The organism is Geopseudomonas aromaticivorans (assembly GCF_019097855.1).
Lineage (GTDB): Bacteria > Pseudomonadota > Gammaproteobacteria > Pseudomonadales > Pseudomonadaceae > Geopseudomonas > Geopseudomonas aromaticivorans.
Map to the genome: position 1 here is coordinate 1 of NZ_JAHRGL010000031.1, position 11,007 is coordinate 11,007.

Genomic DNA, 11,007 nt, shown 5'->3' on the forward strand with positions numbered 1-11,007 from the left:
CGAACAGCTCAGGACTGGTAAAAATCTCTCGCTTGCAGCGATAGATTCCTTTTTCTTTATCTTCTTCAAGCAAACCATTGAGGTAGTCGAGTCCCAGGGTCATCGCCATGGCTCCTTTGTTATTTTTCGGCAAAAAATGCTAAGACTATGACTTCTGCATTTATAGCCAGCCTTTGCAGCCCCGCATCCGTCTTTATAATTCTCAAGAACTTTATACATATAAACATAAAGTAAAACTAAGCGATTCATTAGTCCATCTGATCACCACTAATTCTCTGCAAATGCCATGCCGACTCTTAATCTCTATCGAAATATAATCTTAGCCAATTGATTTTATTCGATTTTAATTAAATTTTCGGCCTGGCTAAGGGCATCCAGCCGTCAGCTGGATCGATCAAATGATCGAGCGCGCAGAAAAACCTCTTGTTTTGATGCAACGTGAACGCTCGGCGGTTGCAGGAGCTGAGTGCAACACGGTTATTGAATTGAAGCCGGAGCGTCATGCTGCATGGCCATAGCCTTTTGCATCACCTCGCCCATGACTTCTATAGGACATTTGAAATCGAAGCGCTTACGTGGACGCATGTTCAGTTGCTGTGCAATGGCGTCGAGTTCTTCCTGGCTGTGTACCGACAGGTCCGTGCCCTTGGGCAGGTACTGGCGGATCAGGCCGTTGATGTTTTCGTTGCTGCCACGCTGCCAAGGGCTGTGCGGGTCGCAGAAGTAGATCGCCACACCGGTCTTCTGGGTGATTTCCGCGTGACGTGCCATCTCGTTCCTGATCGTAGGTCATGCTCTTGCGCGCCGCCAGAGGCATCCGTTCCAACGCTGCGCTGAAGCCTTCCACGGCCGAGGTCGCCGTCGCATCGCGCATCTTCACTAGCATCAGGTAACCGCTTGTGCGCTCGACCAGGGTGCCCACTGCCTAGCTTCGTGGTACGTCGATTTCTCCATTTATCAGGTGCAAGGATCAGCCAAGATCCCCACCTGCCACTGGCAGAGTCACACCAGTGATGCAGGAGGCATCGTCGGAGGCGAGGAAGAGAATGGCGGCCGCCTGTTCATCGGTGGTGCCGTAGCGCTTCATCAGGCTGCTTTGGATGGTCTGATCGACGATCTGCTGGTACCAGACCTTCTCCTGCTCGCTCTGTTCTGCAGCATTACGCGGGATACGGCGTGGAGGTGCCTCGTGGGACAGCTCGTGGACTAGTTCAGAGCGGTCGACCAACACCAAGCGACCTCCCTCAATCTCATGCGCGACAAGCTGCTGGACTACCCGGTGCTGCACTGCGACGAAACACGGCTGCAGGTGCTGCATGAGCCGGGACGTGATCCCACCGCGCAGTCCTGGATGTGGGTGCAAAGCGGTGGTCCACCGGATAAGCCGGTGATCCTCTTCGACTACACCGCCAGCCGCGCGCAGACGGTGCCGCTGCGCCTGCTCGACGGCTACCGCGGCTACCTGATGACCGACGACTACGCTGGCTACAACGCCGTGGCCGCGCAGGAAGGGATCGAGCGCCTGGGCTGCTGGGCGCATGCGCGGCGCAAGTTCGTCGAAGCGCAGAAGGTGCAGCCCAAGGGTAAGACCGGCCGTGCCGACATGGCGCTGAACCTGATCAACAAGCTCTACGGTATCGAGCGCGACCTGAAGGACGCCTGCGATACCGAGCGCCAGGCTGCACGCCTGCAACTCAGCCAGCCGCTGCTCGACCAGCTCAAAGCCTGGCTGGACAAGACCCGGCCGCAGGTCGCCTGGCAAACCACTCTGGGCAGGCGGTGAACTACCTGGCCGGCAACTGGAGCAGGCTGGTGTGCTACAATAGAAGGCGGGCATCTGCCGATCGACAACAACCGCGCCGAGAACGCCAAGGGCCGTTACTTCTACTGGTACATGATCATGGACGTCTACAGCCGCAAACTGGCGGCCATGCAGAACCTGGGCGTGATGCCCTCGTTCAGCCGCCCGCGGGTGAGCAATGACAACGCCTATGCCGAGGCCCTGTTTCGCACGGCGAAATACTGCCCGCTGTGGCCGGAACGGCCCTTCGGCATGCTGGAGCAGGCCAGGAACTGGGTGAACCGCTTCGTGGACTGGTACAACCACGAGCATCGCCACAGCGCGCTGAAGTTTGTGACGCCGGCGCAGCGGCATGCCGGCCAGGCGGACGAGCTGCTGCAAAGGCGTATCGAGCTGTACGAGGCGGCGCGCGCACGGCATCCGGAGCGCTGGAGTGGCAACATCAGGAATTGGTCGCTGGCACCGATCGTGTGCCTGAACCCGGAGCAGGAGCCGCTACTTCAACTACCTTGAAAATCCCCGAGGAGCATAGCTATAACTGCATCAATCCTCTGGTGTAAAATCGGCGGCTTATAAAAGAGGCTGACAAGTGTCACTTACAAATATAACAAAAATTCAGCTTAAAGAGCTACAAGACCTTAGCGGTCAGATCCGTTTCGACACAGACGAAGGCAAGATCTGGCTTGGAGAGCAACGTGTGCTGCTGATGCAGCTCTCTACGCTGGCAAGCTTCCGTCGCGAGATCATCAGCTTGATCGGCGTCGAGCTGGCCAAGGGTTTCTTCCTGCGGCTGGGCTATCACTCAGGCCTGATGGATGCCGAGCTGGCGCGCAAGATACGGCCCGGCATGCGCGATGAGGAAGTGTTTCTAGCTGGGCCGCAGCTGTATGCGCTCAAGGGGCTAGTCAAAGTACGCTTGCTGACGATGGATATCGACATCCAAGGCGGACGTTTCAACGTAGAGGCTGAGTGGGTTAATTCCTTTGAAGTGGATATCTGTCTTACCGAGCTAGGCCTGATGAATGAGCCTGTTTGCTGGACGGTGTTGGGCTACGCCAGCGGCTATAGCTCGTCATTTATGGGACGAAAAATCATCTTCCAGGAAACCAGTTGTCGCGGGTGTGGCGACGATAAATGCCTTATCGTCGGCAAGACTGCCGAGGAGTGGGACGACATCAGCAGTTTCGAAGCCCACTTCAACAGCGATCCTATCGTCGCGGACCGCTATGAGCTGCAGAAACAGGTTGCCAGCTTGCGCAGCCGCTTGATGAGGTACGATCATCAATATTACGGCATCGGCCATTCGCCAGCCTACAAGCGCACCTGTCAGGCCGTCGACAAGGCTGCGCGCAGCAAGGTCCCTGTGCTGCTGTTGGGCGAGACCGGGGTGGGCAAGGAGGTGCTTGCTCGTAGCGTGCACATGCGCAGCGAGCGTGCCAAACAACCTTTCGTCGCGGTAAACTGCGCGGCAATTCCGGCGGATCTACTCGAGTCGGAGCTGTTTGGCGTCGACAAGGGCGCCTATACCGGCGCGGTCAATTCGCGCGCCGGACGTTTCGAACGAGCCGACGGCGGTACCCTCTTTTTGGATGAGGTGATTGAGTTGAGCCCGAAGGCCCAGGCCGCCCTGCTGCGGGTGTTGCAGGAAGGAGAGGTGGAACGTGTCGGCGGCGAGTGCACGCGTAAAGTCGACGTGCGGGTGATCAGCGCAACCAACGAGAGCCTAGAAGAGGCGGTTAAGGCAGGACGCTTTCGCGCAGACCTGTTCTTCCGGCTGAACGTGTTTCCGGTGCATATCCCGCCATTGCGGGAGCGCGTGGAGGACATCCCACTGCTGATCGAGCATTTTCTCGAAAAGCTATACAAAGAATACGGCAAGAAGACCCTCGGCCTGTCTAATCTTGCGATGGAAGCCTGCCTCCACTACCAATGGCCAGGCAATATACGCGAGCTAGGGAGCGCCCTTGAACGCGGAGTGATTCTCACCGAGAGCAACGAAAGCATCAGTGTCGAGGCGCTGTTCCCAGGGATGGTGATGCCGACCGAAGGCGGCAGGCTGTCAAACGAAGGCCGGATGATGGAGGACCCGCCCGTTAACGGAGATGGTTTGCTCAGTCAAATTATTGACAAGGGAATCAGTCTCGAGGATGTCGAATCGGGCCTAATGCGCGTGGCGATGAATCGCTGTGGGCAGAATATCTCTCAGGCGGCGCGGCTGCTGGGATTGACCCGCCCGGCGCTGGCCTATCGACTTAAGAAGGGCGTCGGCAAAAACTGAGATGCTGTGAAAAAACCACCTGAGCCTGTGCTCTGCGAGAATAGCCGCGGGGTTTTAACCGGCGGTAAGGAACGACCGGCTCAGGTGACGAGTTGTTCGACGATCTACCTATTCCCGCGCCGCTCCTCAAGGCTGCGGCGGCGCGTGTGCAGCGCCCGAGCTGGAGTCAGATCGAGCTGCGCCCCAGTGACCTGGAGAGTCTGCTTGCGGAAGATCATTCGGCGCGGCTGGCGTGGGGCTACGTCGAGCGGCAGGATCTGTCGCGGTTGTACGCCGGGATCAAGGCGGTGGATGGCGGCTGCGGACGCAGCGCGATTGCCCCGGAGATTCTGCTGGCTCTGTGGCTGTATGCGACGATGGAGGGTGTTGAACCGCCCCGGCTTTCCCGGAGGCTCCAACTCTTGAGAGGATGGAGCCATGAAGACAACAACGAAGTATTCCCCGGAAGTCCGTGAGCGAGCGGTTCGATTGGTGTTGGAGCACCAAGACGAACACGAATCGGATTGGGCGGCGATCTGCTCGATTGCCGCCAAGATCGGTTGTACCGCCGAAACGCTGCGCCGCTGGATGCGTCAGGCCGAGCGTGACAGCGGCAAGTGCGAAGGTCAGGCCAGCGGTGAACGCGAGCGGATCAAGACGCTGGAGCGCGAGGAGCGTGAGCTGCGCCAAGCCAATGAAATCCTGCGCAAGGCGTCTGCGTATTTTGCCCAGGCGGAACTCGACCGCCGCTTCAAGCCATGAAAGCGTTCATCGACGAGCATCGTGCGGTTTATGGAGTCGAGCCGATCTGCCGGGTACTGCCGATCGCTCCAGCAACCTACTACGCCCATGCGATGTGCCAGGCTGCCCCCGAGCAGCGTTCCCCCGGGCGCGGCGTGACGAGGTGCTAAGTGGGCATATCCAGCGGGTCTGGGAGGAGAACTTTCAGGCCTACGGCGTGCGTAAGGTCTGGCGGCAGCTCCTGCGGGAGGGCGTGGTGGTAGCGCGCTGCACGGTGGAGCGGCTGATGCGGCGACTGGGGCTGCAAGGTGTCGTACGCGGCAAGCCGGTCAAGACTACGATCAGCGACAAGACCAAGCCGTGCCCGCTGGATAAGGTTAACCGCCAGTTCCGTGCCGAACGGCCAAATGCGCTCTGGGTGTCGGACTTCACCTACGTCAGCACGTGGCAGGGCTTCGTCTATGTGGCCTTTGTCATCCACGTATTCGCCCGGCATATCGTCGGCCGGCGCGTGTCCAGCTCAGCCCGTACCGACTTTGTGCTCGATGCGCTGGAGCAGGCGTTATATGCCCGCCGGCCGGTCGACCAGGGCAGCTTGATCCACCACAGCGATCTGTGGCGTGCAGTAGGCGTTGTGCACCAAGCGGTCGAGGATGGCGTCGGCCAGGGTCGGGTCGCCGATCAGTTCGTGCCAGTTGTCCACCGGCATCTGGCTGGTGATCAGGGTCGAGCGCTGACCGTAGCGGTCGTCCAGTAGTTCCAGCATGTCGCGACGCTGTTCGGCGGTGAACGGGGCTAGGCCCCAGTCATCAAGGATCAGCAGGTCGGTCTTGGCGTAGCCGCTCATCAGCATGGCGAAACGCCCGTCGCCATGGGCCAGACCCAGTCCTTCCAGCAGGCGCGGCAGGCGAAGGTAACGCACCCTGTAGCCATCTCGGCAGGCCTGGTGGGCCAGGGCGCAGGCCAGCCAGGTTTACCCACGCCGGTGGGGCCGCCGATGATCGGGTTGAGGCCGTCGCGCAGCCCCTGGCCAATGCTGAGCTGGAGGACCAGCTCCTTGTCGAGGCCACGTGGGCTACGGTAGTAGTGGAGCCCGAACAGCACCGGATCGAACACCGCCACTTTGATATCCAGCTCGACCAGAGCGGCCAGGCCGTCGATGGATTTTCGGAAGTCGACGGGTTTGGGGTAGAGGTAGTCTTTTTCGACTTTGGCGTCGGGACGCATCATGACGCAGGCTCCAGAATCAATCGGGAGCGCCACCGCGGCGTGGATCAGCAGGTGCTGGCTCGCCGGCATGCGCTTTATCAGCAAGCCCGTGCCCGCTATCCAGAACGCTGGTCAGGCAACACACGAAATTGGGAGCCCATCGGAGCGGTCATGCTCAATCCGGATCGGAAACAATCGCAGCAGAAAGACGCAGCATAAAAAACACGGTCGACGCGACAACTACCTTGAAAAAGGCTATGTCCCCGTTACGTGTTGTATTGGTCTGCCGAGCGCTTCCTGCAAGCAGTGCTCCGGCGTGATGGCGGCGGCGTAGCGCTCCAGCATGCGGCGCCAGCCCAGGTAATTTGGCAGGTAGCGGGTGGCCACGCCATGAAAGCGCGCCATCCAGCTCTTCAAGCGACTGTGGTACGCATTGACGTTTTGGATGTGAAACGCCCCCTCGCGAACCCTGCGACCAGGGCGTGCCTGAATAACCTGGTGCGTAATACCGGTGGTTCTGGCAAATGCGGGGCGGCGGCAAAAACTGAGTGCAACACCTGACCTTTCCGGTACGGTGTTGCCATGTCTTACCACGAACTCAGCGTCGAAGAACGCTCGGACATCCAGGTCGGCCTGCTGCGCGGCATGAGCCAGCGCGCCATTGCCCGAATGCTCAACCGCAGCCCCTCGACGATCTGTCGCGAGATCCGCCGTAACCGCGATGCCCAAGGGGAGTACATCACCCTACATGCCCAGCGAGCGATGCGTGAGCGCCGTATTCCCTGCCGGCCTCGGCAAAAGCTGATCCCTGGCAAAGAACTGTTCGAGCTGGTCATCCACCTGCTGCGAAAATGCTTTTCTCCCGAGCAGATTGCCGGCAAGCTCCGCGCCATGGAATTCCCGAACTTCGAAGACGCCTACGTCTGCCGCGAGACGATCTACAACGCGATCTATGCCCTGCCGGTCGGCGAACTGCGCAAGGAATTGATCATCTGCCTGCGGCAAGGCAAGACCACCCGCCGTCTTGATCTGGGTCGGTACCTCGCGTCACACTGACCCCGCCGCGCTGACGAGGCACTCGCGGTAAGTGCCGCTGACCTTTGAAGGACTCCAGAAAGAACGTCTCGTCGGCTTCGATAATGCCGCTCTCGTGCTTGGCTGCGGATTTCGGTGAACGTGACCGAGCGTTTCGCTAATACGTGACCGGTGCTTCCACCCCGGTTGCGCGGGTTCTGGATTGTAGTCGCATCGGTCACGATGCGGTTTGCTCCTCTACTTTTTTCCGGCGCAGTGACTCGCCTTTCATCGTCAGTCGGTAGGCGTTGTGCACCAGACGGTCGAGGATGGCGTCGGCCAGGGTCGGGTCGTTGATCCAGCCGTGCCAGTGTTCGAGGGGCAGCTGGCTGGTGAGGATGGTGGAACGGTTGCCGGCGCGATCGTCGATCACCTCCAGCAGGTCATGCCGAGCCCCTTCCTCCAGCGGGGCCAGCGCCCAGTCGTCCAGCACCAGGACGTCGACCTTGGCCAGCTGTTGCAGGGTGCGGCCGAAGCTGCCGTCGCCGTGGGCGATACGCAGTTGCTCCAGCAGGCGCGGGGTGCGCAGGTACAGGGTGCTGTATCCCTGGCGGCAGGCCTGATTACCAAGGGCGCAGGCCAGCCAGGTCTTGCCGGCGCCGGTCGGGCCGGTCAGCAGCAGGTTGTGCTGCTGGCGGATCCAGTCGCCGCTGGCCAGGCTGGCGATCAGGCGCTCGTCCAGGGCGCGCCCAGGGCGGCGGTCGAGATCTTCCAGGCAGGCGTTGGCGTACTTGAGCTTGGCCTTCTTGCGCAGCCGTACCAAGCGCTGGTTGTCACGCCAGGCCAGTTCACGGTCGAGCAGCAGGCCGAGGCGTTCATCGAAGCTCAGGCTGTGGCTGGCCGGCAGCGTCCATTGCTCCTCCAGCGCGCGGGCCATGCCGTCCAGGCGTAGCTGGTGCAGTTGATTCAGGGTGTGTTGCGGCATCATCGAACAGCTCCTGTTGCGGGGGTTGGTAGTAGTTGGCGCCACGGACGTTTTCGTGGTGCTCGGGTAAGTCCGTTTCGGCCGCACGCTTGGGCAGCGGCTGCTGATCCAGCCCTTGCTGAAGCAGGTTGCGCACGCTGCGCCCGGTGAAGGCGCGCAGTTGGACGGCCCGCTCGGCGGCGGCTTCCAGCCGTGCATTGCCATAGCGGCGAGCCAGCGAAAGCAGGCCGAGGCAGGCGCGGTAGCCCATCTCCGGATGCGGCTTGTGGGTCAGTTGGTGATCGATCAGTTGGCGTGTGTAGGGGCCGATCCGCTCGCCCCAGTCGAGCAGGCGTTGCGGTGTCCACTCACGATGGGCCTGGTGCGCGGCGGGCATGTGTTCGCGCTGGGTGCTGTAGGCGCCGCGACGGCCCAGCAGCACATGGCTGGCCACCCGCCGGGTGCCATGCAGCACTTCCAGGGTGTGCGCCGTCAGCCGCACGTCCACGCTCTGCCGGGCCAGGGCCGAGGGCACGCTGTAGAAGCTGCCATTGACCTCGACGTGGTAGTCAATGCTGACCTTGCAGCGCTTGAAGGTGGCGACCTCGTAGGGATGTACCGGCAGCGCTCGCAGCGCCGGGCGATCCAGGCGCTCGAACCAGTCGCGCCGGCAGCCGTCGAGCCGCTTGAACGGTCGCCGATTCAGATCTTCCAGCAGCTCGGCGATGGCCTGATTGAGCGCATGCAGGCTGAAGAACTGCCGGTGACGCAGGCGCGCCATGATCCAGCGCTCGACCACCTGCACCGCCACCTCGGCCTTGGCCTTGTCCTGGGGTTTGCGTGGCCGCGCCGGCAGCAGCACGGTGTCGTAATGGCGCGCGCACTCCAGCGCCGCTCGGTTCAGGCCCGGCTCGTAACGATCCGGCAGCGCGACCAGGGCGCGCGGATTATCAGGCACGACCATCTCCGGTACGCCGCCGAAGTAGGTCAGCGCCTGACTCAGCGAAGTCAGCCAGTCCACCTGGGTTTCGCCCGGCGTCGCGCAGGCATAGGTGTAATTCGAGGCGCCCAGGGCGGCGACGAAGATGTGCGCCCGGCGCACTTCGCCGGTGGCCGGATCGACCACCGGCAGCGTCGGGCCGGCATAGTCGATGAACAGCTTTTCGCCCGCCCGGTGCACCTGGCGCATCGAACGTTTGAGCGTCTGGGCGTAACGCCGGTAGTGCTCGACGAACTGGGTGTAGCGGTAGGTCGGCTGGCCCGCATGCGCGGCGAGGTATTCCTCCCACAGCAGCTGCAAGGTCACGCCCTTGCGCCGCAGCTCGCGGTGGATGCTCAGCACATCGGGCAGCACCCGCTCACCGCGCGGTTTGCCCGCTGGCGTCGGCGTAAACAAGGCGGCAGCCAGTGCGGCCTCATCCATGGCCGCCAACGCAGGCCAGTCCAGCCCGGCCACACGGGCCGCCATGACGTATTTGCTGACCACTCCCTTGGACAGCTGCAAGGCGCGGGCGATTTTCTCGTGGGATAAACCGGCCTCAAGCTTGAGGCGCAGACATTCTTTGATGTTTCGCATGGCTACTCGCGGCGCCGCCATCCCTCGTCTCCCGAAATCGGACGAGGGTGACGGTCGCGTCAGGTCATGCGCAACGAAGAGGAAGGCTTTCGCTAAGCCGTGACCGGCGACTTCGGTAAGCCGTGACCGCCTGTTTCGGAACAAGCGGAAAAACGGTCACGTTGCTACCGAAATGAGCGGTCACGCGTTAGCGAAATGACCGGTCACGATCAACCGAAACGGCCGGTCACGATGCTCCGAAATCCGCATGTTTTTCAGACCTTCCTTAGGGAAGGTCTGAAGTAGACCGGCATTTCTGGCCGACTTCGGCCTTCGCCGATTTTGAAAGCGGGCAGTGGGTCAAAATCGACCAGATGGCTCGCTCATTTCCGTGTTTCTGGCCGCTGCAAGCACCTCGCAACGGCCATTTTCCGCATTACAGGCGCACCTCTCCTGCGTGCATCAATAAATGTCGGCGCGCCATCCACAGGTTCGACAGCGCGAACAGCGTCACCAGCTGTGCCGTGTTTTTCGCCAGGCCACGAAAGCGCGTCTTCACGTAGCCGAACTGCCGCTTGATCACCCGGAACGGGTGCTCGACCTTGGCACGCACTTGGGCCTTGGCCTTCTCGATCTTGCGCTTTGCTTTGTATAGCGCGCTGCGCTTGTCGAGCTTCTTGTAGGTGCTACGACGAGCTGCAACCTGCCAGATGACTTCGCGCCCTTCATGCTCGGAGCGTTTCTCGACGCCGGTATAACCGGCATCCGCGCAGACAACGTTTTCCTCACCATGCAGCAGCTGATCGACCTGCGTGACATCCGCCACGTTGGCCGCGGTGCCCACCACGTGGTGCACCAGCCCCGACTCATCATCCACGCCAATATGCGCCTTCATGCCGAAGTAGTACTGGTTGCCTTTCTTGGTCTGGTGCATCTCCGGATCGCGCTTGCCGTCCTGGTTCTTGGTTGAACTCGGCGCATGGATCAGTGTGGCATCGACGATGGTGCCCTGTCGCAGCGACAGGCCGCGATCTCCCAGGTAGCCATTGATTACGCCAAGGATACCGGCCGCCAACTCATACTTCTCCAGCAGGCGACGGAAGTTGAGGATGGTGGTTTCGTCCGGAATACGCTCCAGGCTCAACCCAGCGAATTGGCGCAGGATGGTGGTCTCGTAAAGCGCCTCCTCCATCGCAGGATCGCTATAGCCGAACCAGTTCTGCATCAAGTGCACGCGCAGCATCGCCATCAATGGATACGCCGGGCGACCGCCTTCACCCTTGGGGTAGTGCGGCTCAATCAAGGCAATCAATCCCTTCCACGGCACCACCCGATCCATCGTAAGTGCTCCACAAACCCCACATTCAAAGCGAAAAGCTGATGCCTGATGCTGTGCTCCCGATCTCTTTCTGGAGCCAGCCTCGCCATGATGCGACCCGACGCCAAAGTCGAAAAAGTCTATCTTT

4 protein-coding genes, 11 pseudogenes and 1 other annotated feature are annotated in these 11,007 nt (G+C 61.0%); of the genes and pseudogenes, 7 read left to right on the forward strand and 8 right to left on the reverse strand.

Going from position 1 to position 11,007, the window contains the following annotated elements; all coding sequences use genetic code 11:
- Positions 1–477: 477 nt before the first annotated feature.
- Both KRX52_RS12925 and KRX52_RS12930 read right to left on the reverse strand, forming a co-directional pair.
- A pseudogene (locus KRX52_RS12925) lies at positions 478–925 on the reverse strand (IS30 family transposase); the annotation flags it as partial.
- 45 nt (positions 926–970) lie between these two features.
- Positions 971–1,189 (reverse strand): annotated as a pseudogene (locus tag KRX52_RS12930) (SDR family oxidoreductase); the annotation flags it as partial.
- Here KRX52_RS12930 and tnpC point away from each other — a divergent pair.
- The 5 genes and pseudogenes from tnpC to KRX52_RS12955 all read left to right on the forward strand — a co-directional run.
- Positions 1,171–1,870: pseudogene (gene tnpC / locus KRX52_RS12935) on the forward strand (IS66 family transposase); the annotation flags it as partial. The pseudogenes KRX52_RS12930 and tnpC overlap by 19 nt on opposite strands.
- A pseudogene (locus KRX52_RS12940) lies at positions 1,871–2,314 on the forward strand (integrase core domain-containing protein); the annotation flags it as partial.
- A gap of 76 nt (positions 2,315–2,390) precedes the next feature.
- A complete protein-coding gene (locus KRX52_RS12945; RefSeq protein ID WP_217682150.1) occupies positions 2,391–4,079 on the forward strand; it encodes a sigma 54-interacting transcriptional regulator in 1,689 nt (562 codons plus the stop codon).
- A gap of 92 nt (positions 4,080–4,171) precedes the next feature.
- Positions 4,172–4,474 (forward strand): annotated as a pseudogene (locus tag KRX52_RS12950) (transposase); the annotation flags it as partial.
- A gap of 22 nt (positions 4,475–4,496) precedes the next feature.
- Positions 4,497–5,412: pseudogene (locus KRX52_RS12955) on the forward strand (IS3 family transposase); the annotation flags it as partial.
- Positions 4,775–4,891: a sequence feature (AL1L pseudoknot), on the forward strand. Its footprint overlaps the pseudogene before it by 117 nt.
- On the opposite strand, the pseudogene KRX52_RS12960 reads toward KRX52_RS12955, so the two are convergent.
- Positions 5,362–5,882 (reverse strand): annotated as a pseudogene (locus tag KRX52_RS12960) (ATP-binding protein); the annotation flags it as partial. The pseudogenes KRX52_RS12955 and KRX52_RS12960 overlap by 51 nt on opposite strands.
- 168 nt (positions 5,883–6,050) lie before the next feature.
- On the opposite strand from KRX52_RS12960, the pseudogene KRX52_RS12970 reads away from it, so the two are divergent.
- A pseudogene (locus tag KRX52_RS12970) lies at positions 6,051–6,227 on the forward strand (IS3 family transposase); the annotation flags it as partial.
- 36 nt (positions 6,228–6,263) lie between these two features.
- Here the strand turns inward: KRX52_RS12970 and KRX52_RS12975 are convergent.
- A pseudogene (locus tag KRX52_RS12975) lies at positions 6,264–6,533 on the reverse strand (IS1595 family transposase); the annotation flags it as partial.
- Positions 6,534–6,590: 57 nt separating this feature from the next.
- Between KRX52_RS12975 and KRX52_RS12980 the strand changes: the two are divergent.
- Positions 6,591–7,031 (forward strand): annotated as a pseudogene (locus tag KRX52_RS12980) (transposase); the annotation flags it as partial.
- 4 nt (positions 7,032–7,035) lie between these two features.
- Here the strand turns inward: KRX52_RS12980 and KRX52_RS12985 are convergent.
- From KRX52_RS12985 to KRX52_RS13000, 4 genes and pseudogenes are all read right to left on the reverse strand, one after another.
- Positions 7,036–7,167: pseudogene (locus KRX52_RS12985) on the reverse strand (IS1595 family transposase); the annotation flags it as partial.
- 93 nt (positions 7,168–7,260) lie between these two features.
- A complete protein-coding gene (gene istB, locus KRX52_RS12990) occupies positions 7,261–8,010 on the reverse strand; it encodes an IS21-like element IS1474 family helper ATPase IstB (RefSeq protein ID WP_217682151.1) in 750 nt (249 codons plus the stop codon).
- Positions 7,898–9,583, reverse strand: coding sequence for an IS21 family transposase (istA, locus tag KRX52_RS12995; protein ID WP_217682152.1), 1,686 nt, complete (start codon positions 9,581–9,583; stop codon positions 7,898–7,900). The genes istB and istA overlap by 113 nt, the downstream gene beginning before the upstream one ends.
- Positions 9,584–9,977: 394 nt before the next feature.
- Positions 9,978–11,003 (reverse strand): IS5 family transposase, encoded by a 1,026-nt coding sequence (locus KRX52_RS13000; RefSeq protein WP_367890544.1) that lies wholly within the window; start codon positions 11,001–11,003, stop codon positions 9,978–9,980.
- Between the last annotated feature and the right edge of the window lie 4 nt (positions 11,004–11,007).